Source organism: Leekyejoonella antrihumi (genome assembly GCF_007845645.1).
Taxonomy (GTDB): domain Bacteria; phylum Actinomycetota; class Actinomycetes; order Actinomycetales; family Dermatophilaceae; genus Leekyejoonella; species Leekyejoonella antrihumi.
On the sequence record NZ_VCQV01000010.1, the window covers coordinates 67,599 to 94,595 of the forward strand.

30 protein-coding genes are annotated in these 26,997 nt (G+C 67.3%); 21 read left to right on the forward strand and 9 right to left on the reverse strand.

Features of this window, described 5'->3' with window-relative positions; all coding sequences use genetic code 11:
- Positions 1 to 48 precede the first annotated feature (48 nt).
- From FGL98_RS25360 to FGL98_RS09275, 5 genes are all read left to right on the forward strand, one after another.
- Positions 49 to 189: a hypothetical protein gene (locus FGL98_RS25360; RefSeq protein WP_186526070.1), complete on the forward strand. Its 141-nt coding sequence runs from the start codon at positions 49 to 51 to the stop codon at positions 187 to 189.
- The gene (locus FGL98_RS09260) at positions 183 to 782 is read left to right on the forward strand and encodes a YwaF family protein (protein ID WP_186526071.1); all 600 of its coding nucleotides are present in this window, start codon (positions 183 to 185) and stop codon (positions 780 to 782) included. The genes FGL98_RS25360 and FGL98_RS09260 overlap by 7 nt, the downstream gene beginning before the upstream one ends.
- 113 nt (positions 783 to 895) lie before the next feature.
- Positions 896 to 4,033 (forward strand): chondroitinase family polysaccharide lyase, encoded by a 3,138-nt coding sequence (locus FGL98_RS09265; RefSeq protein ID WP_186526072.1) that lies wholly within the window; start codon positions 896 to 898, stop codon positions 4,031 to 4,033.
- Positions 4,034 to 4,106: 73 nt separating this feature from the next.
- Positions 4,107 to 5,681: a long-chain-fatty-acid--CoA ligase gene (locus FGL98_RS09270; RefSeq protein WP_146316479.1), complete on the forward strand. Its 1,575-nt coding sequence runs from the start codon at positions 4,107 to 4,109 to the stop codon at positions 5,679 to 5,681.
- Between the two features lie 20 nt (positions 5,682 to 5,701).
- Positions 5,702 to 6,769, forward strand: a complete 1,068-nt coding sequence (locus FGL98_RS09275; RefSeq protein WP_146316540.1) for a zinc-dependent alcohol dehydrogenase family protein — start codon at positions 5,702 to 5,704, stop codon at positions 6,767 to 6,769.
- Positions 6,770 to 6,796: 27 nt separating this feature from the next.
- Here the strand turns inward: FGL98_RS09275 and ilvA are convergent, their stop codons facing one another.
- From ilvA to FGL98_RS09300, 5 genes are all read right to left on the reverse strand, one after another.
- A complete protein-coding gene (ilvA, locus tag FGL98_RS09280) occupies positions 6,797 to 8,020 on the reverse strand; it encodes a threonine ammonia-lyase (RefSeq protein ID WP_146316480.1) in 1,224 nt (407 codons plus the stop codon).
- A 226-nt stretch (positions 8,021 to 8,246) separates the two neighbouring features.
- Positions 8,247 to 8,942 carry a maleylpyruvate isomerase family mycothiol-dependent enzyme gene (locus FGL98_RS09285; RefSeq protein ID WP_146316481.1) on the reverse strand — a complete coding sequence of 232 codons (696 nt, stop codon included), beginning with the start codon at positions 8,940 to 8,942 and terminating at the stop codon, positions 8,247 to 8,249.
- A complete protein-coding gene (locus FGL98_RS09290; RefSeq protein ID WP_222432086.1) occupies positions 8,939 to 9,514 on the reverse strand; it encodes a TetR/AcrR family transcriptional regulator in 576 nt (191 codons plus the stop codon). The genes FGL98_RS09285 and FGL98_RS09290 overlap by 4 nt, the downstream gene beginning before the upstream one ends.
- Before the next feature lie 100 nt (positions 9,515 to 9,614).
- Positions 9,615 to 10,262: a response regulator transcription factor gene (locus FGL98_RS09295; RefSeq protein WP_146316483.1), complete on the reverse strand. Its 648-nt coding sequence runs from the start codon at positions 10,260 to 10,262 to the stop codon at positions 9,615 to 9,617.
- Positions 10,259 to 11,434 (reverse strand): sensor histidine kinase, encoded by a 1,176-nt coding sequence (locus tag FGL98_RS09300; RefSeq protein ID WP_146316484.1) that lies wholly within the window; start codon positions 11,432 to 11,434, stop codon positions 10,259 to 10,261. The genes FGL98_RS09295 and FGL98_RS09300 overlap by 4 nt, the downstream gene beginning before the upstream one ends.
- Before the next feature lie 183 nt (positions 11,435 to 11,617).
- On the opposite strand from FGL98_RS09300, the gene FGL98_RS09305 reads away from it, so the two are divergent.
- Genes FGL98_RS09305 through FGL98_RS09315 form a run of 3 tightly spaced genes read left to right on the forward strand, consistent with a single transcriptional unit; the run spans position 11,618 to position 13,923 of the window.
- Positions 11,618 to 12,163 (forward strand): hypothetical protein, encoded by a 546-nt coding sequence (locus FGL98_RS09305; protein WP_146316485.1) that lies wholly within the window; start codon positions 11,618 to 11,620, stop codon positions 12,161 to 12,163.
- A complete protein-coding gene (locus FGL98_RS09310; RefSeq protein ID WP_146316486.1) occupies positions 12,160 to 12,684 on the forward strand; it encodes a DUF3995 domain-containing protein in 525 nt (174 codons plus the stop codon). Before FGL98_RS09305 ends, FGL98_RS09310 begins: the two co-directional genes overlap by 4 nt.
- 12 nt (positions 12,685 to 12,696) lie before the next feature.
- Positions 12,697 to 13,923 (forward strand): CynX/NimT family MFS transporter, encoded by a 1,227-nt coding sequence (locus FGL98_RS09315; protein ID WP_246136464.1) that lies wholly within the window; start codon positions 12,697 to 12,699, stop codon positions 13,921 to 13,923.
- Between the two features lie 55 nt (positions 13,924 to 13,978).
- Here FGL98_RS09315 and FGL98_RS09320 read toward each other — a convergent pair whose 3' ends face one another.
- A complete protein-coding gene (locus FGL98_RS09320) occupies positions 13,979 to 14,404 on the reverse strand; it encodes a hypothetical protein (RefSeq protein WP_146316487.1) in 426 nt (141 codons plus the stop codon).
- Positions 14,405 to 14,666: 262 nt separating this feature from the next.
- Here FGL98_RS09320 and thrS point away from each other — a divergent pair, with 262 nt between their 5' ends.
- Together thrS and FGL98_RS09330 are read left to right on the forward strand one after the other, a co-directional pair.
- The gene (gene thrS / locus FGL98_RS09325) at positions 14,667 to 16,649 is read left to right on the forward strand and encodes a threonine--tRNA ligase (protein WP_146316488.1); all 1,983 of its coding nucleotides are present in this window, start codon (positions 14,667 to 14,669) and stop codon (positions 16,647 to 16,649) included.
- 79 nt (positions 16,650 to 16,728) lie between these two features.
- Positions 16,729 to 17,217 carry a GNAT family N-acetyltransferase gene (locus FGL98_RS09330; RefSeq protein WP_186526073.1) on the forward strand — a complete coding sequence of 163 codons (489 nt, stop codon included), beginning with the start codon at positions 16,729 to 16,731 and terminating at the stop codon, positions 17,215 to 17,217.
- Positions 17,218 to 17,240: 23 nt separating this feature from the next.
- Here FGL98_RS09330 and FGL98_RS09335 read toward each other — a convergent pair whose 3' ends face one another.
- Entirely contained in the window at positions 17,241 to 17,693 is a 453-nt protein-coding gene (locus FGL98_RS09335) for a nitroreductase family deazaflavin-dependent oxidoreductase (protein ID WP_146316490.1), read from the reverse strand.
- Positions 17,694 to 17,745: 52 nt separating this feature from the next.
- Here FGL98_RS09335 and FGL98_RS09340 point away from each other — a divergent pair, with 52 nt between their 5' ends.
- From FGL98_RS09340 to pdxS, 6 genes are all read left to right on the forward strand, one after another.
- On the forward strand, positions 17,746 to 18,291 hold the full coding sequence (locus FGL98_RS09340) for an HIT family protein (protein WP_146316491.1): 546 nt from the start codon (positions 17,746 to 17,748) through the stop codon (positions 18,289 to 18,291).
- Between the two features lie 29 nt (positions 18,292 to 18,320).
- Complete coding sequence (gene pgsA, locus FGL98_RS09345) at positions 18,321 to 18,938, forward strand: phosphatidylinositol phosphate synthase (protein ID WP_146316492.1); 618 nt, start codon at positions 18,321 to 18,323, stop codon at positions 18,936 to 18,938.
- A 10-nt stretch (positions 18,939 to 18,948) separates the two neighbouring features.
- Positions 18,949 to 19,872 carry a phosphatidylinositol mannoside acyltransferase gene (locus tag FGL98_RS09350; protein ID WP_146316493.1) on the forward strand — a complete coding sequence of 308 codons (924 nt, stop codon included), beginning with the start codon at positions 18,949 to 18,951 and terminating at the stop codon, positions 19,870 to 19,872.
- Positions 19,869 to 21,044, forward strand: coding sequence for a glycosyltransferase family 4 protein (locus tag FGL98_RS09355; protein WP_146316494.1), 1,176 nt, complete (start codon positions 19,869 to 19,871; stop codon positions 21,042 to 21,044). The genes FGL98_RS09350 and FGL98_RS09355 overlap by 4 nt, the downstream gene beginning before the upstream one ends.
- A complete protein-coding gene (locus tag FGL98_RS09360; RefSeq protein ID WP_146316495.1) occupies positions 21,044 to 21,619 on the forward strand; it encodes a hypothetical protein in 576 nt (191 codons plus the stop codon). The genes FGL98_RS09355 and FGL98_RS09360 overlap by 1 nt, the downstream gene beginning before the upstream one ends.
- Before the next feature lie 125 nt (positions 21,620 to 21,744).
- The gene (gene pdxS / locus FGL98_RS09365) at positions 21,745 to 22,638 is read left to right on the forward strand and encodes a pyridoxal 5'-phosphate synthase lyase subunit PdxS (protein WP_146316496.1); all 894 of its coding nucleotides are present in this window, start codon (positions 21,745 to 21,747) and stop codon (positions 22,636 to 22,638) included.
- 417 nt (positions 22,639 to 23,055) lie between these two features.
- On the opposite strand, the gene FGL98_RS09370 is transcribed toward pdxS, so the two are convergent.
- Positions 23,056 to 23,460, reverse strand: a complete 405-nt coding sequence (locus FGL98_RS09370) for a type II toxin-antitoxin system VapC family toxin (protein WP_146316497.1) — start codon at positions 23,458 to 23,460, stop codon at positions 23,056 to 23,058.
- A 3-nt stretch (positions 23,461 to 23,463) separates the two neighbouring features.
- On the reverse strand, positions 23,464 to 23,742 hold the full coding sequence (locus tag FGL98_RS09375) for a type II toxin-antitoxin system prevent-host-death family antitoxin (protein ID WP_146316498.1): 279 nt from the start codon (positions 23,740 to 23,742) through the stop codon (positions 23,464 to 23,466).
- 157 nt (positions 23,743 to 23,899) lie between these two features.
- On the opposite strand from FGL98_RS09375, the gene FGL98_RS09380 reads away from it, so the two are divergent.
- From FGL98_RS09380 to FGL98_RS09395, 5 genes are all read left to right on the forward strand, one after another.
- Positions 23,900 to 24,712 (forward strand): MerR family transcriptional regulator, encoded by an 813-nt coding sequence (locus tag FGL98_RS09380; RefSeq protein ID WP_146316499.1) that lies wholly within the window; start codon positions 23,900 to 23,902, stop codon positions 24,710 to 24,712.
- Complete coding sequence (locus FGL98_RS09385) at positions 24,705 to 24,959, forward strand: VOC family protein (protein WP_146316500.1); 255 nt, start codon at positions 24,705 to 24,707, stop codon at positions 24,957 to 24,959. The genes FGL98_RS09380 and FGL98_RS09385 overlap by 8 nt, the downstream gene beginning before the upstream one ends.
- A 36-nt stretch (positions 24,960 to 24,995) precedes the next feature.
- Complete coding sequence (locus tag FGL98_RS09390; RefSeq protein WP_146316501.1) at positions 24,996 to 25,856, forward strand: class I SAM-dependent methyltransferase; 861 nt, start codon at positions 24,996 to 24,998, stop codon at positions 25,854 to 25,856.
- A 91-nt stretch (positions 25,857 to 25,947) separates the two neighbouring features.
- Positions 25,948 to 26,604: a hypothetical protein gene (locus FGL98_RS25365; RefSeq protein ID WP_186526074.1), complete on the forward strand. Its 657-nt coding sequence runs from the start codon at positions 25,948 to 25,950 to the stop codon at positions 26,602 to 26,604.
- On the forward strand, positions 26,570 to 26,995 hold the full coding sequence (locus FGL98_RS09395) for a DUF222 domain-containing protein (RefSeq protein ID WP_186526075.1): 426 nt from the start codon (positions 26,570 to 26,572) through the stop codon (positions 26,993 to 26,995). Before FGL98_RS25365 ends, FGL98_RS09395 begins: the two co-directional genes overlap by 35 nt.
- Positions 26,996 to 26,997: the final 2 nt, after the last annotated feature.

Consider the following 26,997-nt stretch of genomic DNA (forward strand, 5'->3'; position numbering starts at 1 on the left):
CGAGTTTAGCCCGATCAGGGCTACCGCTGCCGGTGGAACAATGACGGCATGCCTCCGATGGTGGCCCACCGACTCGTGGTGTTCGGGCCACAGCACCTCCTGGTGCTGGGGATCTTCGCGACCGGATGCATTCTGGTCTTCGTCCTTGGCGACCGGCTTCGCACTCGTCCTGGCACTCGTCGATGGTGAACCGGGTTGCCGGGACCTTGATCATCGTGACCTGTGCGCCGATCGAGCTGGTCGATCTGATCATCGGTGTGCAGCACCCGCGCACATCGCTCCCGCTGCAGATCTGTGACGTCGCGTGGTTGATCGCCGGAATCGCCCTGTTGACGCGTGGAGCACGCCGGTCGGCACTCCACTACTACTGGGGGCTGACCTTGTCCCTGCAGGGAGTGCTCACACCGGACCTCGACCACGTCTTGCTCGATCCACAGTTCTTCGGGTTCTGGCTGCGGCACCTCCTGCCGGTCTGGGCGGCGGTCTACCTCGTCGGAGCGCGGATCGGCCCGTCCTGGCGGGACTACCGCTTCGTGGTCGCGGTGACGGCGGTATGGGCGGCCGTGATGATGAGTCTCAACACCCCCTTCGGCAGCAACTATGGCTACCTCAACGGCAAGCCGGCGACCCACTCTGTGCTGGACCTACTCGGCCCATGGCCGTGGTATGTGCTCGTGGAGGTCGCACTTGTCGCAGCCGTATGGGCGCTCATCACCTGGCCGTGGATCCGAATACGAGTCACGGACCCGAAACGGCATGCAACGACGGTCCCACTTTTGTGAGGAGTTGGTAAGCGTTTACCCAATTCTATTGGGTGTCGCCGATTCGTCATTGAATGGTTCTGCAGCACAGCGGTTTACTTCCAATCCCGGTCGCTCCTCAGGAAGAAGACTCAATGCCACTCGCGTCCCACGACTTCAGTCGTCGCACTCTCCTGACGGTAGCCGCTGCAGGTGCGGCGACCGTTGCTCTGCTACCACGTGCGAGTGCGGCGCCCCCCGCGAGCCCGCTGACGGGCGCGGCGCCGACCTCGTCGACCATGCCCGAGCTGGAGGCCCGGGCCCTGGCCCTCAAACCTCCGGTGTTCCTGCTGGAGACTGCGGTGCCCAGGCAGTTCAGCACCTCGCACGGTGCGACGATGAGTATCAGCAGCACCGTGGCCCACACCGGCAGCTCGAGCCTGCAATGGGACTACACGGCACGATCCGTCCTTGAGGTCAGCGCGCCTCTGCTGGCCGCCGGTCCCTCCGGCGGGGACTCGTCCACTCTGGGGTTCTGGATCTACCAGTCCGAGGGATCATCGAGCACGATGCGCATCGAGGCGGGACGCGGTTCACACACCGACGTCTGGTGCGACATGGGTCTGGACTTCACCGGATGGCGCACGGCATGGATCAGGTATGAGGACATGAAGGGAAAGCTGCGCGCAGACCTGGACACGTTGCGCTTCATCGCCCCGCCCTCGGCCGGCACGATGTACCTGGACTACCTCATCGTCAACCAGCCGCTGCAGTCGAGCCTGCCGACGCCGGACCGGCAGGTACCGTTCGTCGATCCCGAAGTCTCCACCGGAGACAACGAGCACTGGCTGGACCTGCTGTGGTTCTCGCAGCAGGATGCCAGGCCGTTGGCGATACCGACTCCGACCGCGGCCCAGCTGGCCGACCTGGCCACGATCGAGCAGGCATACACCAGAGCCGTGGGCGGCAAGGTGACGGTGACCACTGCGTCGGTGGTCGCGATCGCGGCGGCCATCGACAGGATGGGGGTACCTGCGGCCGGAGTTCTGGGTAGCGGCACACCGCTCGTGGGCTACCAGAACTCCATCGACCCGCCGGCGATAGCGGCCGACCTGGCACAGCTCGCGCCAACCACTGCGTTGAAGACCTATACCGACGAGATGTTCACCGTTGCCGAGGCCTACGCCTCGACCACTGACACAACCCTGCAGGGTCAGCTCGGCGGCCTGTACCTGCGGCTGCTCGACTTCTTGTATGACCAGGGATGGACCGACGGCAGCGCTCAAGGCACGATCCACCACCTGGGCTACCAAGCACGGGGGTTCTACAAGTCAACGTGGCTGATGCGCAGTTTCCTGGCGGCCCAGGGCCGACTCGACGACGTGCGTGCGACGCTCGCCTGGATGGTGGGCATCGGCCGAACGCGCGAGTCGACAAGGGATGTGAAACGGTTCTACAACGGCATCATGGACATCTTCAACACGACGCTGGTCGGGATGCTGGGCAGTGCGCTGCTGTGCGACAGCGACGCGGAGAAGGTTGCCAGGGTGGCACTGGTGACGCAGTGGATCAATAACGGGACGAAGTTCTCGGCCGGTACCGAGGGCGGGTTCAAGCCGGATCTGGCGACCTTCCACCACATGGGTCATTACCCGGACTATTCCGTCGACGGTTTCTCTGGCGGGTCGCCGGCGCTGCTGGTGCTGTCGGGGACGAGCTTCGCGGTCTCCCAGGAGACGCATCAGCGGTGGAGGGATGCCCTGCTGGCGATGCGGTTCTACGCCAATGAGGTCAATTGGCCACTCGCCCTGACCGGTCGGCACCCCACGGGTGTGACTGGCCTGGCCCTCAACCCGTACCAGACGATGACTCAGCTGGGCAGTCCGGACGGCACGAAGGCGCTGGACCCGGTGATGGGTGCGGCGTTCCTGCGGCTGATGCCAGCATTCAAGGAATACTCAGCGCAGCGGAACCTGGCCAAGGCGCTGGCAGCGCAGGGGGTGATCGCTGAGGCATCTCCGACCGGTTCTCAGGTGATGAACCACTCGGCGCTGGTCTCGCATCGGCGGGACAACTGGCTGGTCTCGGTGCGTGGGCACAACCGCTACCTGTGGTCGACCGAGATCTACGCGGGCAGCAACGACTTCGGGCGATACGTGACCTATGGTCACGTGCAGGTGATGGCCGGGGGAGACCCGGTAAGCAACCTGGGCTCGGGATTCAACCAGCCCGGGTGGGACTGGAACCGGTACCCGGGCACCACGACGATCCACCTGCCTTACGACCAGCTGATCGCCAACCTGTCTGCGACGGGACAGGAGATGCTGCTGACCGATCAGCGCCTCGGCGGTGCGGGGTCGATCGGTGGGCAGAACGGCGCGTTCTTGATGTCGTTGCACGAGAACGCGGAGTACAACGGGTCGTTCTACGCCCGCAAGTCGGTGTTCCTCTTCGACAACCGGGTCATCCTCCTGGGCGAGGGCATCGTGAACAACGACCGGTCGAATCACACCGAGACCACACTGTTCCAGTGCTACCTGGCCGACACCAGTGTGCCGACGGTGGACTCGCGCAACGGGTCGATCACTACCCTGCCGTACAGCAACGCGAGCAAGACCCGCAGCGCGGTCTGGCTGATCGACCCGCAGAGCAATGGGTACTACGTGCCCAAGGGTCAGCAGCTGGTGGTCTCTCGCGCGGTGCAGACCGCCCCGGACCAGGGCAACACCACCACGGCCTCGCAGCCGTACGCGACCGCGGTGCTGGATCACGGGACCAAACCGCGCGGAGGCTCCTACGAGTACGCGCTGGTGGTCGGGGCGACGGCGGAGACGATGACGACGTTCGCGGCGGACATGCAGGATCCGTCCACGGCCCCGTATACGGTGCTGCGGCACGACACCACCGCCCACGTGGTCAGTGACCGGGCCACCGGGATCACCGGGTGCGCGGTCTTCGAGCGATCGCACCGGCTGACTGATGGGCTGGTGCGGGCGGTCGACACTCCCTCGGTCGTGCTCGTGCAGCCGACCTCGAACGGGCTGGCCCTGTCGGTCACCGACCCGGACCTGCGGTTCTACACCGGCCCGGACAAGTCCGCACCCACCGCCTCACCGTACGACGTGCCATGGCGAGACTCGCCCGGTCAGGGCAGCACAATCACCGTGGAGCTGGAGGGCGGGTGGACCTGTGCCACCCAGGGTGTCACCACCCGGGCCGGCCACGGCACCACGTCGGTCACCGTCCAGTGCGCCGACGGCCTACCCACCGAGCTGAACCTGACGAAGGCCTGACCCGCCTGCTGCCCGTCGTTGTGGAGCTGTGCCACGATGTGTCGAGATGGTCCGTCGAGCAGAAGGATGACCGATGTCCACTCGCACAGATGTGCCGGATCTCGACGACAGCACTCGTGCCCTGCGGCGCCTGCACTGGCCGAACCTGCTCGACCGACACGCTTTCCAGGACTCAGCCGGTGCCGCCCTGCGATGGCTGGGAAGCACTATCACCTGGCGCGAGTTTGCCGATGCAGCCTCGCGGTTCGCCGCGGCGCTGCACGCCTCCGGGGTAGGCCGTGGCGACCGGGTCATGCTCGTCATGATGAACCGCCCGGAGTTCCTCTACGCGACGATCGGGGCGCATCGCCTTGGCGCGATCGTCGTCCCGGTGAACTTTCGGCTCGTGGCGGCCGAGCTCACCTACGTGATCGATGACTCCGAGCCGGCAGTCGTGGTCGTGGACGAGTCGCTCGCCGGGGGAGTGCGCGCTGCCCTCGACGCGACGACGACTCGACCTCGCGTGATCGTGACCGGAGGTGCTGCCGACTCCCTCGATTCCTACGAGAGCTTCGTCGCAGATCACGATGAGCATCCGGTAGTCGACGTCGACGAGAACGCTGCCGCCTTCATCATGTACACCTCCGGCACGACGGGACGCCCCAAGGGCGCCGTGCTCAGCCACCTGAACTTCCACTGCAACGGAGACACCTGCACGCAGGCCTGGACCAGCCACCTCGACGACATCACCCTGGTGGCAACGCCCCTGTTTCACATCGGCGGGATCGGCGTTTTCACCGGCACAATGCTCCTCGGAACCACTGTGGTGCTGCAACCCACCGGCCTGTTCGACGCCGACGCCACATTGGACCTGATGGCGGATGAAGCCGTCACCGGAACGTTCATGGTCCCGGCCCAGTGGCAGGCTCTGTGCGCGGCGCAGTCGGCCGCACCACGTGACCTTCGACTGCGCGTGCTCAGCTGGGGCGCCGCTCCCGCGACGGAGCACCTCCTACGAGAGATGGCGAAGGTCTTCCCGGACGCGCAGAGCGTAGCCGTCTTCGGGCAGACCGAGATGAGTCCGATCACGTGTGTGCTGCAGCAGGAGGACTCGCTGCGCAAGCTGGGCTCGGTCGGTCGACCGATCCCGAGCCTGGCCACCCGGGTGGTCGGCCCAGGCGGTCGAGATGTGGCACCTGGGGAGGTGGGGGAGATCATCTACCGTGGCCCGACCCAGATGCTCGGCTACTGGGGCAAGCCGGACGCGACGGCCGCGGCAATGGCAGGTGGCTGGTTCCATTCGGGTGACCTCGTCCGCGTCGACGACGAAGGATTCGTCTACGTCGTGGACCGCAGCAAGGACCTGATCATCTCGGGCGGGGAGAACATCTACTGTCTCGAGGTCGAGAACGTCCTGGCAGACCATCCGGACATCGTCGAGGTGCAGGTCATCGGTCGCGCGGACGAGAAGTGGGGCGAGACCCCGGTGGCAGTTGCCGTCCTTCGCCCCGGCGCGACGCTGCGGCTGGAGGAGCTGCGCAGCTGGGCCGGAGAACGCCTCGCACGCTACAAGCTGCCCACTGCGCTCGAGACGATCGATGAGCTGCCCCGCAACGCCAGCGGAAAAGTGCTCAAGGGACCCCTGCGTCGCCAGTTCGGCGCGTCATAAACCTGGAAGGCAGACCCATGATGAGGGCTGTGCAGTACCAATCCTTTTCCGGTCCACTGGAACTGACCGAGGTACCCGAGCCCACGCTGCCGCCGCACGGGGCACTCATCGAGGTTGCCGCCGCCGGGATGTGTCGCAGTGACTGGCACGGCTGGGTGGGTCATGATCCGGACATCACGTTGCCTCAGATCCCCGGCCATGAGTGGGCGGGGACCGTGCGCGCAGTGGGAGACCAGGTGCACCGGTGGTCCGGGGGAGAACGGGTGACGGCACCGTTCGTCTGCGGCTGCGGTCGTTGCGAGCTCTGTGCGGCAGGCCGGCAGCAGGTCTGCGCGCAGCAGACTCAGCCCGGGTTCACTCACGAGGGTGCGTTCGCCGAGAGGCTGGTCGTGCACCATGCCGACGTCAACCTGGTGGCGCTGCCCGAGGACCTGCCGTTCGACGCCGCAGCCGCACTCGGCTGCCGCTTCGCCACGGCATACCGCGCCGTCGTGCTGCAGGGTGGGGTGCGACCTGGCGGGTGGGTGGCGATCCATGGCTGCGGAGGGGTAGGGCTGTCCGCCGTGATGATCGCCGCTGCTGCCGGCGCCCGGATCGTCGCGCTCGACATCGCCGACAAGGCACTCGGACTCGCGTTCGAGCTGGGCGCAGACCTGTGCCTGAACGTCGTCTCCTTCGGGCAGGACCCGGTGCAGGTGGGGGCGGCGGTCAAGGAGCTCACCGGTGGTGGGGTGGCGCTGTCCATCGATGCGCTCGGCAGCCTGACCACGTCATCGGCGTCGGTGCACTCCTTGACCCGGCAGGGCAGACATGTGCAGGTGGGGCTGCTGCCTTCCGCGCTGGGCGTGCCGCCGCTGCCGATGGATCTCGTCGTCGCTCACGAGCTGGAGATCGTCGGGAGCCACGGCATGGCGGCCCATGACTACCCGGCGATGCTGGCAGCCGTCGCAGCCGGTCGCCTGCAGCCGCAACGTTTGGTGACCCGGCGCGTTCGGCTTGCGGACGCACCTGCACTTTTCCCGGAGATGTCTGACGCACCGGCCACCGGGATCACCATAATCGACGTCATCTCCACCGAGACCGATTAGCCGGAAGGCACCAGGCACGCCGACCCGTCAGTCGAAGAGCAGGTGGTAGTCCTTGGCGCGTAGCGCGTGGAGCACGTCTTCGCGGTGGTCGGCACTCTTGGTCTCCACCTGTACGCCGATCTCGACCTCGTCCACCCGCAATGCGCTTCCGGTGCGGGCGTGTTCGACGTTGAGGATGTTGGCATCCTCTGCGGCCAGGTCCGCCAGCAGTCGGGCCAGCGATCCCGGTCGGTCCGGCACCCGCACCCGGAACTGCAGGTAGCGGCCGGCCGCGGAGAGTCCGTGGCGGATGATCCGCAGCAGCAGCAGGGGGTCGATGTTGCCGCCGGACAGGACGGCGACCACGGGCCCCGGATACGCGCCCATGCCCGAGTCGAGCAGGTGCGCAACCGCTGCCGCTCCGGCCGGTTCGACCACCAGCTTGGCACGCTCCAGCAGGAAGAGCAGCGCCTGGCTGAGGCTCTCCTCGGAGACGGTCTCGATGTGGTCGACGAGCGCCGCAATGATCTCGTAGGGCACCTCGCCGGGACAGCCAACGGCAATGCCATCGGCCATCGTGGACATCTTGCCGACAGGCACGGGGTGGCCGGCCGCGAGCGACGGCGGGTAGGCAGCCGCCTGCTGCGCTTGCACTCCGATGATCTGGACCTCGGGGCGCAGCGCCTTGACCGCGACGCTGATGCCGGACAGCAACCCGCCGCCGCCGGTGCTGACAAGGATCGTCTTGACGTCCGGGCACTGCTCCAGGATCTCCAAACCGCAGGTGCCTGCCCCCGCCACGATGGCCGGATGGTCGAAGGGATGGATCAGCACCGCGCCTGTCTCGGCCTCGAACTCCTTTGCGCGCACGAGACAGTCGTCGATTGTCTCTCCGGTCAGCTGGACCGTCGCACCATAGCCTCGGGTCGCGAGCAGCTTGGGGATCGGTGCGCCGACAGGCATGAAGACCGTCGAGCTGATCCCCAGCAGCTGCGCCGCGAGTGCGACTCCCTGAGCGTGGTTGCCCGCGCTGGCCGCCACGACGCCGCGAGCCTTCCCCTCGTCGGTGAGGTGCGACATCCGGTTGTAGGCGCCACGGATCTTGAACGACCCGGCCCGCTGAAGGTTCTCGCACTTCAGAAAGACCTCTTCCCCAACGCGATTGGACACCGCCCGGCTGAGCTCCAGCGGCGTCGCGCGCACCACGCCCCCGAGCAGGGTCTGCGCAGCGCGCACATCATCCAGGGACACCGGCAGCGTCGTTGAGGCCATGCCCTCACACTAGTGCCGCGCAGCCTCGGCACTTGATACAACTGAACGGAAAAGTCCCGGCGTCGCCACCCACCTGCGGGGTGCGGAAGTGGCCGATGGAGCACGTTACGCGCGAACAACCGGCCGAGGAGCCTTCACCGCGTCCCGAGCGTGGAACGGTCTGCGGTGAAGACCTAGGTGACCGTGCTACACCGGCCCACATCACTTGCCGACTCAATTCCCTGGATCAGAAGAGGGCCAGAGCCGGCTCGACACCATCGATGTTCCCTCGGCCGGCCAGTGCCCGGCAGAAGTCGACCGCATCGTAGGAAGCGGGCGGCGCCTCGGCGCCGAATCGGCCACCAGCGGGTCCGGTGAGATCGAGCGAATTACGGCGCGTCAGATTCCACTCACTGACGACGTCAGCGACGATTGCACCGTCATGATCGGCGGTCAGCACGGGCTTATGACCCGTGGCCTCACACAGGTCGATGCGGTGCATCCACGCATCGCGCGTGTAGATCGCTCCATTCAAGTGACCAAGAGACGCCCAGCCCAGGGGAGCAGGGAAGCGGAACTTCGGCGCTCGCACCGGTGCCGGGATCTTGGCCCTCGCGGCGACGCCACGACGGGCGGCATCCGCCAGAGCAGAGCTCAGCTGCGTCGGCGTGAGGTCGAGGCGTTCACGGATCTGCAGCTCGTTCACGGCGGTCATGCGGTCACGACCGGCTTGCGCGAGCTTGCCCGCGCGCTGCTGGCGCATCTGCTCCCGGACGGATGCGGTTGCCTCGGCCGCACCCGCCAGGTGCGCAACGACGTCGCGCACCGTCCAGGGCGCGCAGCCTGTCGGCCTGGACCAGTCGTTCTGATCGAGTTCGCCGAGCAGCTCGAGGATCAGGGCGTACTCGTCGGCGGCCAGGGTCATCCAGTGTGCATACTTCATGGCGTCTCCTTGCAGACGGCGTGGACATACATGTCGACGGCCGCGGGGACCAGATCGGTCCAGCGGTCTCCTCCTGGATCGTTCGCCAGCTGCTGCGCAGCCAGACCGCAGAGCAGCGCGGTCCAGATATCGAGGTCAGCGGGGTCGGTGATACCCAACGGCGCGAATGACTCTCGCATCAGAGTGATGGCCTCGACTGCGATCGCGTAGGACTCGTCGGACGGCTCGAAGCCGGGCACCGTCCGCTGGAAGAGGAGCTGATGTCGTGCCGGATCCTCCACGCAGAACCCGACGAACGCTGTGGCGGCCGCCAGCAGGACCTCCCGCGCCGACCCCGGCGTGGGCACCTGCCGCATCCGCTCGACGAAAGCGCGGTTGCCGTCCGCGAACATCGCGTCATACATCGCGTTCTTTGACAGGAAGTAGGAGTAGAGGCTGGGCGCCTGGACCCCGACGGCCTGCGCAACCTCGCGCAACGAGAATCCCGCGAGCCCCTTGTGCCGGGCGAGATCCCAGCACGCCTCGAGGATCTCCTCGCGTGCCCGCCGATGCCGTACCTGCTTGCCGAGCACCACCCACCACCTTGCTGGCGTATTTGAACGTTGTTCAACTAGCCTAACGTCATTAGGCGAGTGGCGACAGGTTCTTCCACAGTGATGTGCTTCTTGGCGATCAGGTGATGTGGTGGCGATGGGCATAGCCGATGGCGGCGGCCCGATCCCGTGAGCCCGTCTTGGTGAAGATCCGGTTGATGTGGGTCTTGATGGTGTGACTGCTCAGGTACAGCCGCGCGGCGATCTCCGGGTTGGTCAGGCCGTGGGCGATCAGTGCGAGGACCTCTGCCTCGCGGTCGGTGAGCTCGTCTGGCGGGGTCACGTCCGGGCGCAGGAGCGCGGGGGCGAGGAGTGCTGCCTTGACCCGGTGATCGAGCACGGTCAGCCCGCCGGCAGCGGCATGGAGAGCCCGGGAGATGTCGGCGCGGTCGGCGTCCTTGGTGAGGTAGCTGCGGGCGCCCGCGTCCAGTGCGTCGCGCACCGAGGCCTCGTCGGCGTAGGTGGTGAGGACGATGACCGCCACCGCGGGGTGCTGATCGGTCAAGCGGCGGGTCGTTTCGATGCCGTCCAGGACGGGCATGTGCAAGTCGAGCAGGACCGCGTCGGGTTGGTGCTCCGCAACCAGGGCCAGTGCCTGTTCCCCGTCGGCGGCCGAGCCGACCACGTCGATGTCGGGTAGACCTCCGAGTAGCAGCACCAGCCCTTCTCGAACGCTGGCCTGATCGTCGGCGATGACGATGCGTAGTGCTCGGACGGCTTCGGTCATGGCGTCATCGTCTCAGCGCGGGGCAGCTCGGCGGTGACGATCCAGGCACCGTCGCGTTGCCCGGCCCACAGTGTGCCGCCGAGCAGCCCCAATCGTTCCCGCATACCGGCCAGGCCGTAGTGACCGTTGACGGTGCCGAACCCGGCTTGACCGGCCGGGACGTCAGGCACGGGGTTTTGCACGGTGAGTCGGATCTGGCCGTCGCCGTAGTCGAGGCGAACGCCGACCCGCTGGCCGGCGGCGTGCTTGGCGGCATTGACGAGTCCTTCTTGGGTGACACGGACCAGGGCGAGCGCGGCGTCGGGCGGTAATTGTGTCGGCTCTCCAACGGTGTCGAACTTGACCTGAACCTGATAGCGATGCGCGTAGTTCTGGCAGATCTGGGCGAGCCGCTCGACGGTTGGTCGTGGATCGCTGCGCAGTGCGTGGACGGCCCGGCCGGTCTCGGTCAGCCCCTCGGCGGCCAGCTGTTGTGCGCCGGCCAGCAACTCGCCTGCCTTGGCGATGTCGGCACTGTCGGTGAGGACCGCACGGGCGGCCTGGATCTGGATGCTGAGGGCGCCCAGCGAGTGCGCGAGGACGTCGTGGATCTCGCGGGCGATGCGGGTTCGCTCGTCGAACTGGTCGGCCCGCCGTTGCGCGGCGCCGAGCTGTTCGCGTTGGGCGAGCATGGCATCGGCCTGCTGAGCCTGCACCCGGTAGGCACCGCGGTTGCGGCCGATCAGCAGGCCGGCGAGCACGAGCGGGGGCAGGCCGAGCAACGCCGGGTTCCCCGCGCCGGAGAGCAATCCGCTGCCCACGGTCGCCGCGATGCCCGCAACGGTCACGGCCAGGGCGCCGGCCCCGCCGAGCTCACTGCCGGCGATCATCGCGGCGACGAAGGAGAACGCGACCATCGGCAGGCCGCCCGGACCCGGACCCGCGCCCGAACCCAGTCCGGCACCTACGGCCATGACCGCAAGCACCACCGCAAGCATCCCTGGGGAGTCGAGGTCGCGGGCCGTGCGGGCATCCAGGACCGCCCAGGCCAGCAGGCTGAGGCCGAGCACGGCGTAGCCGCCCGCCCGAGCGGGCACGGCATAGCCGCCGCGCGGCGGGAACATCGCGAAGGCCACCACACCGATCCAGGCAAACCCGGCGGTGCGGGCCAGCCAGTTGACCCTGCCCAGCATGAGCCCATTATCGCCCCGGGCGCAGACCCACGTATCGGACCACAGGGGGAACTCCGCTCATACCTCGCGGTACTACCCGGTCACCGCAACGCCCACCCTCGTTTCGGTCCGTGCGGCGATCCGCTCGCGTGGACTCCGCACGATCGTGGGACATGGCAACGCCATCACGACCAGGAGAATGCCATGACGTCCGAACTCACCAAAGCGCTGATCGTCAACGGGGTCGTTTTGATCACCGTGCTGGCCAGTGACCTGGGCCCCGACCGCAAGATCGGACGGATGAGGATACTTCGGCCGCTGATCGCCGCCGCAGTGATCATCCCGCTGTTCGTCAAACAACCCGTCGGCCACGGTACCGGCCTGACCGTCGAGCTCGCCGGCGCAGCAGCCGGACTACTCGCGGGTGTCGTGGTCGGCGCCTTGATGCACGTCTACCGACACCCGATCACCGGCGCCCCGGTCAGCCGCGCCGGGTCAGGGTATGCCGCGGTGTGGGTTCTGATCATTGGCGCGCGGACAGCGTTCTCCTACGGTGCCGCCCACTGGTTCACGCTGCCGCTGGTGAACTGGGCGATCGCTCATGACGTGAGCATCGCCGCGGTGACCGACGGCCTGATCTTCATGGCCATCATCATGGTGGTGGCGCGCACTGCTTCACTCGCCGTTCGCGCCGCCCGGATCACACCCGCAGAGCCGACGGCACCTCTCGCGGCAGGGTCGGCCAAGTGACGGCGCCACCCTCCGGGTCCAGGTTGGCGAAGGCGTCCTTTGTCGTGGGGAGCGTCTACGCTGCGCTGAGCTTCTACTGGGCCGTCGGCGGACCCTGGCTCCTGTCAACGGTCGGCGACTCACTGGCGACACGGGCCAACGGGAACGACGCCACCCTCGCGGTTGCCGTTCTGCTGGCCGCAGCCGTCAAGGCGATCGCCGCGCTCTTGCCGATCCTGGCTGTGTGTCGACCGGTCGACCGGCCCCGGAGACGCACGGTGTGGCTGCTGGCCGGGTTCGAGGCGGGAGTCCTGGTCATCTACGGCGGCGTTCTGACCACGGTCGGCCTGTTGATCCAGGCAGGCATCGTGCGGGTATCCCGCACGGCCGATTACCGCGCGTTGGCGTGGCACGCCTACCTGTGGGACCCCTGGTTTCTGCTGTGGGGTCTGCTCATCGCGGCCGCTCTGGTCGCCCGGCGCCGCGGCACAAAATGCCGCTCCGCATCGTGGCGGCGAAGCGTCTTGAGCACGGGTCCGTGATAGGACACGCAGGTGACCAACGATGGCGAGGGCGGCCGCGGCATACGCCCGCTGATGAGCGGCGCGCTCGCCATGACCGCCATCGTGGTGGTTTCGGTCAACCTGCGACCGGGTGCGACGTCCGTCGGTCCGGCCCTGGAAGAGATCCAGCACGGACTCGGCATGAGCGCGACGCTCGCCGGGGTGATGACGGCGCTGCCCGGGCTGTGTTTCGGCGTTGTTGGCGCGCTCGCGGTCCGGCTGGCCCAGCGGCTCGGACTCACCGGCGGCATCGCACTCGGCCTGCTGGCGATCATCGGCGGACTGGTGCTGCGGGTCCTGACCGGCTCGGTGTGGGTCTTCCTGCTACTCACCCTCGTTGCGCTGGCCGGCATGGCCGTGGGCAACGTCCTCGTCCCGGCGTGGATCAAACGGCACGCGACCGACGGCGGCGAACGGCTCATGACCATCTACAGCATGGGCCTGACGCTGGGTGGTGCAGTGGGTTCGCTGTTCGTCGCGCCGCTGATCGATCACGCTCCGGACGGCTGGCGCTCGGCACTCGGCGTATGGGCGTTGACCGCCCTCGTGGCGGTGGTGCCCTGGGCGGTCATCAGTCGGCGGGAGCGCAAAGACCCGGCCGACCACCGGATGCCGAGGGTCGCGCACGTCGGTCGAATGACCTCGTCGCGCACCGCAGTCGCACTATGCGTCTACTTCGGCGTGCAGGCGATGAACGCGTATGTGCAGTTCGGTTGGCTGCCGCAGATCTATCGCGATGCCGGGTTGTCGGTGGGGGAGGCCGGCTCGCTGCTCGCGATGCTCACCGGGCTTGGCGTCGTCGGTGGCCTGCTGATGCCCATGCTGATCGCTCGGTCGTCGAACATGTCGTGGGCCGTGCTGCTGCTCGGCGTCTGCATGGTGCTCGGCTACCTCGGCCTGTGGCTGGCGCCCGCCAGCACGCCGTGGCTGTGGGCGGCGCTGCTCGGCATCGCCGGGTGGACCTTCCCCGGCGCCATCGCCATGATCACCGCGCGCACGCGTGACCCGCAGGTCACCGGGCAGGTGTCCGGCTTCGTGCAACCGGTCGGCTACGTGCTCGCCGCCGTCGGACCGCTGCTCGTCGGAGTGATCCACGAGCTCACCGGCGGCTGGAGCGCGGTCGTGATCCTGCTCGCGCTCAGCGGTGTCGTGATGACCGGCGCCGGGCTGCTGGTGGCCAAACGGACCTACATAGACGACGAGCTGCATACCGCTTGAGGATCGAGTGCAGTGACTGCGTCGGTTATTGCGGACGCAGTCACCGCACTCCAGCTCAGGCAGCCTCGAGGCGGCCGCCCTCGGCAAGCACACCGCCAAAGGCCTCCTGCAGCGTCGAGCTGCCACCGGCCCGAACGAACGCGAGTGCATGCTCCGCGACAATGCCGACCATCGGGCTGGACGGACCGAAGTGAATCGGCACGACGTGGTGCGGGTACGAACCGCACCTCTCGTCGTAGTCTGCGGCTGCTGCCAGCGCCGCGAACACCTGCTCGCGGCTCGCTTCGGTGCCACCACCCTCCCGGACCACCTTGTCGGCCTCGAGGACAAGCCGCTCAGTGGCCCGCTCGGAGGCGAACCGGGCCACCTGATCGATGATGCTGGCAGCGATCACCGCGTCGATCTCCTGCAGGTAGCGCGCCCGAATCAGCAGCTGCCACGGCACATGCTGCGAGCCTGGAAAGCCCTCTGAGGTCCACATAGTCCTGCTCCCTGTCTTCGATCCGGCGTGATCGTCGGGTTCAGTAGCAAGGAGGTCGCAGGACGCGGAGGTGATACCTCGCCGAGTTGGCCAATCGTCGCGCCATAGGGTGGCTTTTCGCCAACTCCCGACGGCGCCGTTAACCAAGGTGCGAGCGGGCGGAGGCGACCGATAACCTGATAGCCGCCCGGTCGACGACGACCGGCGGGTATGCCGCGCGCGGACGCGCCGGCACACCTCACCTGACCTACGAGGAGACACCGTGTCTGCGCAGCTCGCCCTGACCATCGCCGGAATGCAGCGATCGGTGCAGCAGGGGACTACCGGCACGGACCTGTTCGGCGAGGACCGCACGATTGTTGCGATGACGGTCGACGGGCAGCTGCAGGACCTCTTCCGGGAGGTTCCGGGCGGCGCCGTCGTCGAACCGGTCGCCATCGACTCAGTCGACGGCCTGAACGTGCTGCGCCACTCCGCCGCGCACGTCCTCGCGCAGGCGGTCCAGGAGGTCAACCCGCAGGCCAAGCTGGGCATCGGCCCGCCGATCACCGACGGCTTCTACTACGACTTCGACGTCGAGCAGCCGTTCGCGCCCGAGGACCTCAAGGCCCTCGAAAAGGCCATGCAGAAGATCATCAACGAGGGCCAGACGTTCGATCGCCGGGCCGTCACCGATGACGCTGCACGCGACGAACTGGCTTCCGAGCCCTACAAGCTCGAACTGATCGGACTCAAGAGCAACGCCTCCGAAGCTGCCGAGGGTGCCGAGGCCGAGGTCGGCGACGGTGGTCTGACCATCTATGACAACGTGCACAAGGACGGCACCCGCGCCTGGGGCGACCTGTGCCGTGGCCCGCACCTGCCCTCGACCAAGCTGATCGGCAACGCCTTCAAGCTGCTGCGCTCCGGCGGCGCCTACTGGCGCGGGTCGGAGAAGAACCCGCAGCTGCAGCGCATCTACGGCACCGCCTGGCCGAGCAAGACGGATCTCAAGGCCTACCTGGACCGGCTCGCCGAGGCCGAGAAGCGCGACCACCGCAAGCTTGGCCGCGAGCTGGACCTCTACTCCTTCCCGGACGAGATCGGTTCGGGGCTGGTCGTCTTCCACCCCAAGGGTGGTGTCATCAAGCGGGAGATGGAGGACTACGTCCGTCGCCGGCACATCGAGGAGGGCTTCGACTACGTCGGCACCCCGCACATCTCCAAGGCCGGTCTCTTCCACACCTCCGGGCACCTGCCCTACTACGCGGACACGATGTTTCCGCCCATGGAGCTGGAGGGCGCGGAGTACCGCCTCAAGGCGATGAACTGCCCGATGCACAACCTGATCTTCTCCTCGCGCGGTCGGTCCTACCGCGAGCTGCCGCTGCGGTTCTTCGAGTTCGGCTCGGTCTACCGCTACGAGAAGTCGGGTGTCGTGCACGGGCTGACCCGAGTGCGCGGTATGACGCAGGACGACTCCCACTCCTACGTCACCGCCGAGCAGGCACCCGACGAGATCAAGCATCTGCTGAGCTTTGTGCTCTCGCTGCTGCGTGACTTCGGTCTCGATGACTTCTACCTCGAGCTGTCCACCCGGGAGACCGAGGGGGACAAGGCCGCCAAGTTCATCGGTAGCAACGAGCAGTGGGAGGAGGCCACCTCGATCCTCGAGCGGGCGGCCCGCGAGACCGGGCTCGACCTGGTCGACGACCCGGGCGGCGCGGCCTTCTACGGACCGAAGATCTCCGTGCAGGCCAAGGATGCGATCGGCCGCACCTGGCAGTTGTCGACCATCCAGTACGACTTCAATCAGCCCGAGCGATTCGGACTGGAATATCAGGCCGCCGACGGCAGCCGCAAGCAGCCGGTCATGATCCACTCGGCCAAGTTCGGTTCGATCGAGCGGTTCATCGGGGTGCTCGTCGAGCACTACGCCGGGGCCTTCCCGGCCTGGCTGTCACCGGTGCAGGTCCTCGGCGTGCCCGTCGCCGAGGAATACGCCGACTACCTGTGGGACGTGCTGAAGCAGCTGAAGGGCAACGGTGTTCGCGTCGAGCTCGATGACAGCGACGACCGGTTCCCCAAGAAGATCCGCAACGCCAGCAAGTCCAAGGTGCCCTTCGTGCTGATCGCCGGCGAGGACGATCGTGCCGGCGGCGCGGTGTCGTTCCGCTACCGCGATGGCTCGCAGAAGAACGGCATACCGATCGCACAGGCAGCCGCCGAGATTCTCAGCGCCATAACGGAACGCCGTCAGGTATAGACCCGTTTAACCTGGTTGTAGCCCTGGGACCTGATCCGTCCCGGGGCTGCACCACGCCGGGATGTGCTTCACTGCACTCGTGAGCGAGATCCGGGTCCACCTGGCGAACCGCGACGATGCGTTCATCGTCGCGGCACTCGTGCTGCAGATGGATCGCGCGGCGGGGGAGCCGGCGCGTGCCGGCTTCCTGCGCGAGTATGCCGACGCCTGGCTGGCCGACTTCGACCACCGTCCGACCTGGCTGGCGTCCCTACCAGACAACACGGCGATCGGGCTGGTGCAGGCCGGACTGATCCACAAGATGCCGTCACTTCGCCGATCGACGACCTCGTGGATCCACGTGTCGCTGGTCTATGTGCGCGAGACCGAACGCGGACAAGGCGTCGCGGAGCGCATGCTGCACCGGATGATCGCCTGGGGCAGCAGCAATGGAGTCGAGCGCTACCAACTGAACGCGGTGCCCGAGGCCCGCACCCTTTACGAGCGGCTGGGATTCAGCGCACCGACCGACCGGATGATGGAGCTGCTCACGCCATCGGACCCCGCCATCCGGCCCTTCGGGCGCTAGCAGCGCGCGTCAAGGTTCAACCTTCAGGCTGAGGTTGCTGCCTGGGCGGGCTCGATCAGGAAGACCGGGATCTGCCGGTCGGTCTTGGTCTGGTACTCCGCATAGGGCGGGTAGGCCTTCACCGCACGCTGCCACCACTCATCCCGCTCGGCGCCATCGATCTCACGGGCGACCGCGTCCGCGTGCGACGAACCGTCCTGAACCTCAACTTCAGGGTGCGCCTTGATGTTGTGGTACCACGCCGGATGCTGGGGAGCGCCGCCCTTCGACGCCACCGCGGCATACGTCCCATCGTGCTCGACGCGCATCAGCGGCACCCGCCGCAGCTTGCCGCTCTTGGCGCCGCGGATCGTGTAGATCACCACCGACATGCCGTTGATGTCGACGACCTCCGTCGTGCCGGCCGCGTCGACCTTCTCCAGCTGAGCCTTGACCCAGCCGGTCTTCTCCTCTGCGAACTCACCATTCAATGACATATCCCCATCGTGCCACCAGGGCCGGAGTCCACGACCTCTAGGATCAGGGGCCATGGGTGAGCAGACGGAGGCCGAGGAAGACTTCGCGCGGGTGCCGGACGGTTTTCAGCGCCTGTGGACGCCGCATCGGATGGTCTACATCCTCGGCGACAAGCCCGAGCAGGACGACAACGGCTCGTGCCCCTTCTGCCGAGCTCCCGGCCGCCCGGACGAGGAGGGGCTGGTCGTCCACCGGGGCCGGTTCTGCTTCGTGGTGATGAACCTGTTCCCCTACAACCCCGGGCATCTACTGGTGTGCCCGTATCGTCACGTGGCTGCCTATCTGGATCTGACCGACGAGGAGACCGTGGAGTTCACCCTGCTCACCAAACGGGCCCTGCGAACGCTGACGGAGGTGTCGGCCCCTGCCGGTTTCAACCTCGGCATGAATCAGGGGGAGGTCGCCGGCGCCGGGGTCGCCGCGCACCTGCACCAGCACATCGTGCCGCGGTGGACCGGTGACTCGAACTTCCTCCCCGTGGTGGCCCAGACGAAGGCCCTACCCGAGCTGCTCGAGGACACCCGGGCACGACTTGCGGCAGCCTGGTCGACAAGCTGACCCATACGGGCCAGTAGTCTGTCCGCACCATGCTCAACCGATTCGCGCGCGCCCTGTTCACCAAGATCTTCACCCCTGTGGCGAAGATCTTTCTGCGGATGGGCATCAGCCCCGACGTTGTCACCATTGTCGGCACGCTCGGCGTGGCCTTTGGCGCCCTCGTGTTCTACCCACGTGGGTCGTTCTTCTGGGGCACCGTGATCATCACCTGCTTCGTGTTCTCCGACACGATCGACGGTGTGATGGCGCGGATGTCCGGGCGCTCCAGCACCTGGGGTGCCTACCTCGACTCGACCCTGGATCGCGTGGGGGATGGTGCGGTCTTCGCGGGCCTGATCATGTACTACGCCGGCAAGGGCGACGACAACGTCATGGCCGCGCTTGCGCTGGCCTGCCTGGTGCTGGGCAGCGTGGTCTCCTACTCGAAGGCGCGCGCCGAAGGCCTTGGGATGACGGCAAATGTGGGCATCGCAGAACGCGCCGACCGGTTGGTCGCGACTCTGGTGACCACGGGGCTTGTTGGGCTGGGCCTGCCGCAGATCGTGCTCGGTGTGGTCCTGGCGCTGCTCGCGGTCTTCAGCCTGATCACGGTCTTCCAGCGGATGCTGACCGTGCGCAAGCAGGCGCTGGCAGCCGCCGCGGAGTGATCGGCCCCGCATGAGCGTTGGGGACCGGCTCGCGCTGGTCGGCTACCGCGCCGGCTGGTCGATGGTCCGACGGATACCCGAGCGGGCGGCCTACGCGATGTTCGATCGGGCCGCGGATGCGATGTGGCGACGGGACGGCACGTCGGTGCAGCGGATGCGGGACAACTACGCGCTGGTGCGCCCGGAGCTGTCGACAGCGCAGCTGGAGGACCTGGTCCGAGCCGGCGTCCGGTCCTATCTGCGCTACTTCTGCGACGCGTTCCGGCTGCCGGTGATCCCGATCGACGCCCTGCCGGAACGGATCCGGCTGACCGGCGACAAGGAGCCGCCCGAGATCGTGGCACGCGGCGAGCCGATCGTGCTCTTCCTCGGGCACATGGGCAACTGGGATCTGTGCGGTGCATGGTCGACCGCCTACTTCGCCAAGGTCACCACGGTCGCCGAACGGTTGAAGCCGGAGGAGCTCTTCAACGAGTTCGTCGAGTTCCGGGAGTCGCTCGGTATGCGGATCCTGCCGCTGACGGGCCGCGCCAATCCCTTCCCGGAGCTGCGGGCTGCTATCGAGGCGGGCGGGTTCGTGCCGCTGCTGGCCGACCGAGATCTGACCCGGCGCGGCGTCAGCGTGACCATGTGCGGTCATCCGGCACGTGTCGCGGTCGGGCCGGCTCGGCTCGCCCTCGAGACCGGTGCGGCGCTGCATACGCTGGCCATCACCTACGAACCCGTGCCCGGCAAGCCGTGGCAGCGCGTGGTGGCGCACTTCGGACCGCGGGTTCAGGTGCCGCAGGAGGGCAGCGCCGCCGAACGGACCCGTGTCATGACCCAGCAGTGCGTGGACTACCTGGGCGAGATCATCACCGCGCACACGCAGGACTGGCACATGATGCAAAAAGTCTTCGAACCGATGACCGACACTCCCCGAGTGGACCAATGAGGATCGGACTGGTCAGTCCCTACTCGTTCGACGTGCCCGGAGGCGTCCAGCTGCATGTCCGTGACCTGGCCGAGTACCTCATCCGGCAGGGTCACTACGTCAGCGTCCTGGCACCGGCCGACGACGACACGCCGCTGCCGCCGTATGTCGTGGGCGCCGGCAAGGCGGTGCCGGTGCCCTATAACGGCTCGGTGGCCAGGCTGCTCTTCGGCCCGGTGACGGCGGCGCGGGTCGGGCGGTGGATCGAGCACGGTCGGTTCGATGTCGTGCACGTGCACGAGCCGGTCAGCCCCAGCCTGTCGATGCTCGCGATGTGGGCCTGCGAAGGGCCGCTTGTCGCCACCTTTCACACCTCGAACGTGCGCTCCCGGGTGCTGCACGCCGCCAGGCCGTTGCTGCAGGCCGGGCTGGAGAAGATCGGTGGCCGGATCGCGGTGTCGGCGGAGGCTCGGGCGACGGTGCGCACCCATCTCGGCGGTGATGCGGCCGTCATCCCGAACGGCGTCTACGTCGACACCTTCGCCCAGGCTGCGCCCCGGCTTCGATGGCAGGGCATCCCGCAGCGGCCGACGGTGGTGTTTCTCGGCCGCATCGAGGAACCCCGGAAGGGGCTGCCCGTGCTGCTCGAGGCGATGCCCCGGCTGCTCGCCGCCCGGCCCGGCCTACGCCTGCTGATCGCCGGGCCCGGTGACCCACGCGAGGTGCTCGGTCCGGTGGACCCTGCGGTTGCCGCCGCGTGCGAGTTCCTCGGCGCGGTGAGCGAGGAGGACAAGGCCCGGCTGCTGTCGTCCGGCGACATCTACGTCGCGCCGAACACCGGCGGCGAGAGCTTCGGCATCATCCTGATCGAGGCGATGAGCTCAGGGGCACCGGTGCTGGCCAGTGACCTGCCCGCGTTCAGTGCCGTACTCGACGAAGGGCGCACCGGTGCGCTCTTTCGGGGCGGGGATGCCGAAGACCTGGCAAACCAGCTGCTGGCGTTGTTGAACGACCCGGCCCGGCGGCGGCACCTGAGGCAGGTCGGCGATGCTCGTGCGCGCGAGTTCGACTGGTCGCGCGTCGCGGCGCAGATCGTATCCGTCTATGAGACGGTGATCGCGGCTAACCTGCCCGTGCCGGCGACCGTGCCGGCGGCTCGTAGGTCGTCGCGCAGGCGGAGAGGCGGTAGCTGATGCATAGGTGGGACTGGATCGTCGTTGCGGTGGCCGTGATCGCGTTGGTCGCCTGGTACCTGTCGTACAACGCGGCTCGACTGGACCGGCTGCACGCACGCGTCGAGGGCAGCCTCGCCTCCCTCGACGCGCAGATCGTGCGGCGCGCGGAGGTCAGCCTGGAGCTGGCGAACGCGCAGCTGCTCGACCCGGCGAGCTCCATGCTGCTCGCGGAGGCCGCCACCACCTCCCTGGACACCTCGGATGCGGCCGCGGTGCAGTCGGAGGTGCAGGAGCACGGGGTCGACGCCCGCCGTGCCAGGGTCGAGACCGAGCTGACGCACACGCTGCGGGCCACCCTGACGCCCTCGGTCATCGCGTCCGTGGTGGCGGAGCGAGGGGACGCCCGAGACGAGCTGGTGCGGCTGCGCGAGGCCGGCGAACGGGTGCAGCTGTCCCGACGCTTCCACAACGACGCCGTCCACGACGTGCGCCGGGTGCGGGCCAAGCCGGTGGCCCGGCTCTTCCGACTGGCGGGCCACACCTCCCTGCCGCACCTGGTCGAGTTCGAGGACGAGGTGCCGGTGGACGTGTGAGCACTGTGCCCGCTGTCCCGAACGTGTCGTGTCCGATTCCTGACAAGACTTGATACCTGGCATCTTGGTGCCGCCTGCGGGCCGTATCCTGGGAGCGAACCCCCCGAGATGTAAGGAGACCCCTCGTGACCGAAGAAGCTCAGGTCGGCACCGCGCGAGTCAAGCGCGGTATGGCCGAGATGCTCAAGGGCGGCGTGATCATGGACGTCGTCACCGCCGAGCAGGCGAAGATCGCCGAGGACGCCGGTGCGGTGGCCGTGATGGCGCTGGAGCGAGTGCCCGCCGACATCCGCGCCCAGGGTGGCGTATCTCGGGCCAGCGACCCCGACATGATCGATCGGATCATTGCGCAGGTCTCCATCCCGGTGATGGCCAAGGCCCGCATCGGCCACTTCGTCGAGGCGCAGGTGCTGCAGTCCCTCGGCGTGGACTACGTCGACGAGTCCGAGGTCCTGACCCCGGCTGACTACGCGAACCACATCGACAAGTGGGAGTTCACCGTTCCCTTCGTGTGCGGTGCGACCAACCTGGGCGAGGCGCTGCGCCGCATCACCGAGGGCGCCGCGATGATCCGCTCCAAGGGCGAGGCCGGCACGGGTGACGTGTCCAACGCCACCACCCACATGCGGCAGATCCGTCAGCAGATCCGCCACCTGCAGAACCTGCCCGAGGACGAGCTCTACGTCGCCGCCAAGGAGTTGCAGGCCCCCTACGAGCTCGTGAAGGAGGTCGCCCAGCTCGGCAAGCTGCCGGTGGTGCTCTTCACCGCGGGCGGGATCGCCACCCCGGCCGACGCCGCCATGATGATGCAGCTGGGCGCCGAGGGAGTCTTCGTCGGATCCGGAATCTTCAAGAGCGGCAACCCGGCCCAGCGTGCCGAGGCAATCGTGAAGGCCACCACCTTCTACGACGACCCCGACGTCATCGCCAAGGTGTCGCGCGGCCTGGGTGAGGCAATGGTCGGCATCAACGTCGACGACGTGCCAGTCGGCCACCGGCTCGCCGAGCGCGGCTGGTAACCACAGGTGATTCGTGGCCCACGCTGCCCAGGTTTGCGGCGTGGGCCGGTCCATGAATGCGCATGGGCGGGCACCAGCCGCCTGAATTTGACGGTCCGACTGGTGTCGACCAAGACCGTGGCGCTCGGCGTGACTGTGACCTCCTCGTTAACGAGCGCCGCTTCGTCGATGGACGTTTGTCCCACTCGAGGGCTCCGGCCGATGTTCGATGGGTGCCCGTTCTGGGCCACGGCATCAATGTCGACGCGATCCTCGAGTGCGGCTGGTAATCGAGGTGATCCAGAGTTGCCGGCACTCGATGCCGGGGTCGCACAGCCAACCTCACCAGAATGGTCGAAGCCGTCGCGGCCGAGGTTGGAGTTGCCCTTCGCAAGCCGGTGGCCGGCTCGTCAGTTGAGATGTCCACGTCTGAGAACCTCAGCGAGAAGGTGACTCGACGGGATCGGTGATGTCCAGGCCAAGATGACCGGCGGCGGTCTTCATTGTCTGGTCGTGCGTCGCCACCGTGACTGGCTCTCCGATGAGCAGCGCCGTCGCCAGGTGCAGGGCGTCGAGCGTCTTGACGTGGCGCTCGATGGATTCGGCGACGGTGTGGGTCTCACGGCTGATCTCGAGCATGCCGACGCGATCAAGGAGTGGTGCGCCCTCGATGACCGGCCGGTCGTCGCGTCGCAGGACGCGGATCACCTCCGTACGCAGGAGGCGGGACGAGACGATCGTGCCGGCCTCCTGCATCCAGGACTGCAGCCGTTCGCGCTCCGGGACGTCCAGGATCGTGCGGAGGCCAACCGAGGAGTCGAGGTAGATCAGGGGACCCGGCACGTCTCAGTGGTCCCCTCGCATCTCGTCTATCAGCGCTTCGGCCTCATCTGGCGCATACTTCGGTCCACCGGGGGACGCTGGCCACGGTGCGGGCTCGGATGCAGGCGGGGTGTAGCGCCCCTCACGCTCCAGCCGCGCCAGTGCCGTCTCCGATTTCCGGAAGGCGCTCACCTTCCAGCGCGGCTTGCCCCGCTCGGTCACGACCACGTCGTCGGTGTCGGTGACCTTGTCGAGTACGGCGGCGGTCTGCTGATTGAGCTCGCGCTTGCTGGTCGTCCGCATGTCCCTGATTGTACTACCCGTGTCAGACATTGCGAATCCTGTGAGGTCGACTCGCCTCGCACCTCGGTGTCGTCTGTGACCGCAGGATGCTGCTCTCTCGAAGCGATGACCGGCGAGTATTGAAGCTGCCGCGACGTCAGGTCCTAGCGTGGACTGTATGCAGCAGTCGCGGCTCAAGATCGGTGAGGTCGCCCGCCGCACCGGGCTGACTCGGCGCGCCCTGCGCTACTACGAACAGCTGGGGCTGCTCGGGCCGGCCGAGAGACTTACGGGCGGGCACCGCGTCTATTCGCGCGACGACCTGCTGCGGCTGTATCGGATCTGCCTCCTCCGCCAGCTCGGAACCCCGCTGTCGCAGATTCGTTCTGCGCTCGATCATCCTGTGGAATCGCTCGAGACGGCAGTGACCCGGCAGCTGGGCGACCTGGACGAGCGCCTCGCCGCTCTGGCGAGACTCCGAGAGAAGGTCGCGCAGGTCGACCTGACCGTGCGAAGCGGCGCGACAGTCAGCGACCAGGATCTGCTTGCCCTCCTGGATGGTATGAGCGATCTCGATCGCGGCGTCCGCCGGCGGCTGACACTGCTGGTCTATGAGGATCTGGAGGCCGCGCACGACTTCCTCGTCACCGTCTTCGGTCTGGGGCGGGGCCCGCTGACGTACGACGAGGCGGGCCGTTGCGTCCACGGTGTCATCGTGGCTGGTGATGGCTTGGTCTGGCTGCATCCGACATCGACCGAGGCGCACTTGGCCTCACCGCGCTCGCTCGGCGCCGCAACCCACTGCATGGCCGTATTCGTGGACGACGTGGATGCCCACTACGAGCGGGTGATGGCCGCCGGTGCACTGATCGAGTGTCCACCTCGAGATATGGACTACGGAGTGCGCGAGTACGACGTTCGCGACAACGAGGGAGGTCTCTGGTCCTTCATGACTGAGCTGGACGATGACGGAGGAGACATCGATGAGTGAGCTCACCGCATACCTCTGCGTGGCAGCCACCAAGGCCGCGATCGATTGGTATCAGAAGGTTTTCGGCGCAACGGTCGGTTGTGAGCCAATTTTCATGGACGATGGCGACCTTGGGCACGTCGAGTTGATCATCGGTGGCGCTCGGTTGATGATTTCGGACGAGTTCGCCGTGGCCGGCGTTGCAGCGCCCGACCCGAACCACGGGTCGCCGGTGAGCCTCCTCGAGTGGCGCCCCGTGTCGATCTGACGGCCCGGACGGCTCGCTGTGTCCCACAATGTACGGGTGGGTAATACAGATGACGGCCGGTGGCATTGGGACTCGTCGCTATATTCGGGCAGCGCCGCCTACTACGCACGTGGCCGAGCGGCCTACCCCGCGGCGTTGATCGATCTGCTGGTCGCCGATCTCGGGCTTGATGGCCGTGGTCGTCTGCTGGACATCGGGTGTGGTCCCGGCTCGCTGACTCTGCCGCTCGCGTCGCACGTCGGTCACGCCGTGGGAGTCGATGCCGACCGGCAGATGCTGGCCGAGGGCGAGCGCCAGGCGAGGCGCGCTAGTGTCGTCAACGTCGAGTGGATCCATCGCCGAGCGGAGGATCTGTCCGGCGAGCTCGGACGGTTCAATGTGGCGACCATGGCCCAGTCGTTCCATTGGATGGATCGAGATCGCGTCGCAGGCCTTTTCCACGGTCTGCTCGTATCTGGCGGTGTCGTTGCCTTCGTTCATGCCACGACCCACGAGGGTGTTGTCGGGACGGTGCCCCTGCCGCATCCCCGACCACCCCGGCCCCAGATCGATGCGCTGGTTGCCGACTACTTGGGGGAGCGGCGCCGAGCGGGCAGCGGATACCGGAACATTGACGTGGTCAGCGAAGACGAACGAGGACGGCTCGAGGCGCGGATCATCCAGGCCGCCGGCTTCACGGGTCCCACCCGACGCGAGATCCCAGGCTGGGTCGAAAATCGGACCGTCGACGATGTTGTGGCGAGCGTGTTCTCCCTGTCGTATGCCGCGCCGCACCTCTTCGGACAGCTCGCGGGCCAGTTCGAACACGACCTACGGCAACTGCTCTCCAGGGTGAGTCCCATCGGCAAGTTCAGCGAGCAGATGCGAGAGATCGCAGTCGATCTCTGGCGTGCATGATCCAATCTGTCGGCGAGCAATCTGAACAGGTGCCTCGACCCGCCGCATCTTGACACATGTGTTCGATAGGACGTGTGATCGAGTATGGGTGGTGGGGGAAGTCTTCAAGAGGGCAGCGCGGGAGGCGTTGGACGCCAGGTTATGTCCCCTGGATGTGTCGGAGTATCGGTCCGCGGCGGATGCGGGGGTGTTGGCCGGCCCGGGGCGTAGTGGCGCGGGCGGTGAGGACGCGGTGGCGCCGGGGGTGGGTCCGGAGGCGGCCGTGCGGCTTGCCGGTGAGGTCAAGGACACGGTCAGCGTGGCGGGTCGGGCGTCGTACCAGTTGTGCGGGGAGCAACTGACTGGGGTGATGGGTGACCTGTTGCAGGTCGGCGAGTCCGCGGAGCGGGCGCAGGTGGTCGTCCTCGCGGATGTGATCACCCGGGGGGTGGTCGACGGGTCGGATGCGGGGTCTCCGGTGCAGTGGTTGACGGATGTGGCGCCGTGCCTGGAGCCGGGGCAGGCGTCCCGGGTCGCGCGGATCATCACGGATCCGGTGAATGCGTGCCTGCGTGGTGTCCTGGTGGCGGGTCGGGTCACGGTGCGTGGGGTGCAGGCCAGTGTGCGGGAGGCCAGGCGGGTGCGGGTGGTGTTGCCGGACGCGTCGTGGGAGCAGCTGTTGGGGTACTTACCTGGTGTTGGCGGATCACTGCCCGACGAGCACGCTGCGGGACTTGTCGAAGGAGATCATCGCCGCGTACAGGGGTGAGAAGGCGCCCGCGGATGAGGTGGCGGCCCGCAAGCTCGAGTCGTTGTCCTGGGTCGAGCTGCCCGGGGGGATGACCCGGGTGAGAGCCGATTTGTCACCGGGGGATGCGGCGGTCTTCGCGCACGCGGTCGAAGCGTTGGCGAAACCACGACCGGGCACCACCAGTGACGGAGATGTGGTGCCGGAGGACGCCACGACGGTGGATGGGAAGCCGGCTCGCACGCATGGGGTGGATCAGCGGTCGCCGGGTAAGCGCCGCGCGGACGCCCTGGGTGGGGGTACCGCCCGCACGGAGCGAAGCGAGGCGGGGGAGATCGGGAAACGCAGGTGGTGTGGGACCTGGTACCCGGGCGAATGCCGACCCAACCCCTACCCCCGGACGACCCGCTGACC

Bases quoted from the DNA above. Each gene is read 5' to 3' on its own strand.
- FGL98_RS09355 (WP_146316494.1), top strand. From the start codon at position 19,869: ATGAGGATCGGACTGGTCAGTCCCTACTCGTTCGACGTGCCCGGAGGC.
- FGL98_RS09265 (WP_186526072.1), top strand. From the start codon at position 896: ATGCCACTCGCGTCCCACGACTTCAGTCGTCGCACTCTCCTGACGGTA.
- FGL98_RS09285 (WP_146316481.1), bottom strand. From the start codon at position 8,942: ATGAAGTATGCACACTGGATGACCCTGGCCGCCGACGAGTACGCCCTG.
- FGL98_RS09260 (WP_186526071.1), top strand. From the start codon at position 183: ATGGTGAACCGGGTTGCCGGGACCTTGATCATCGTGACCTGTGCGCCG.
- FGL98_RS09360 (WP_146316495.1), top strand. From the start codon at position 21,044: ATGCATAGGTGGGACTGGATCGTCGTTGCGGTGGCCGTGATCGCGTTG.
- FGL98_RS09300 (WP_146316484.1), bottom strand. From the start codon at position 11,434: ATGCTGGGCAGGGTCAACTGGCTGGCCCGCACCGCCGGGTTTGCCTGG.
- FGL98_RS25360 (WP_186526070.1), top strand. From the start codon at position 49: ATGCCTCCGATGGTGGCCCACCGACTCGTGGTGTTCGGGCCACAGCAC.
- FGL98_RS09320 (WP_146316487.1), bottom strand. From the start codon at position 14,404: ATGTGGACCTCAGAGGGCTTTCCAGGCTCGCAGCATGTGCCGTGGCAG.
- FGL98_RS09380 (WP_146316499.1), top strand. From the start codon at position 23,900: ATGCAGCAGTCGCGGCTCAAGATCGGTGAGGTCGCCCGCCGCACCGGG.
- ilvA (WP_146316480.1), bottom strand. From the start codon at position 8,020: ATGGCCTCAACGACGCTGCCGGTGTCCCTGGATGATGTGCGCGCTGCG.
- FGL98_RS09295 (WP_146316483.1), bottom strand. From the start codon at position 10,262: ATGACCGAAGCCGTCCGAGCACTACGCATCGTCATCGCCGACGATCAG.
- FGL98_RS09275 (WP_146316540.1), top strand. From the start codon at position 5,702: ATGAGGGCTGTGCAGTACCAATCCTTTTCCGGTCCACTGGAACTGACC.
- FGL98_RS09350 (WP_146316493.1), top strand. From the start codon at position 18,949: ATGAGCGTTGGGGACCGGCTCGCGCTGGTCGGCTACCGCGCCGGCTGG.
- FGL98_RS09375 (WP_146316498.1), bottom strand. From the start codon at position 23,742: ATGCGGACGACCAGCAAGCGCGAGCTCAATCAGCAGACCGCCGCCGTA.
- pgsA (WP_146316492.1), top strand. From the start codon at position 18,321: ATGCTCAACCGATTCGCGCGCGCCCTGTTCACCAAGATCTTCACCCCT.
- FGL98_RS09385 (WP_146316500.1), top strand. From the start codon at position 24,705: ATGAGTGAGCTCACCGCATACCTCTGCGTGGCAGCCACCAAGGCCGCG.
- FGL98_RS09305 (WP_146316485.1), top strand. From the start codon at position 11,618: ATGACGTCCGAACTCACCAAAGCGCTGATCGTCAACGGGGTCGTTTTG.
- FGL98_RS09335 (WP_146316490.1), bottom strand. From the start codon at position 17,693: ATGTCATTGAATGGTGAGTTCGCAGAGGAGAAGACCGGCTGGGTCAAG.
- FGL98_RS09270 (WP_146316479.1), top strand. From the start codon at position 4,107: ATGTCCACTCGCACAGATGTGCCGGATCTCGACGACAGCACTCGTGCC.
- FGL98_RS09340 (WP_146316491.1), top strand. From the start codon at position 17,746: ATGGGTGAGCAGACGGAGGCCGAGGAAGACTTCGCGCGGGTGCCGGAC.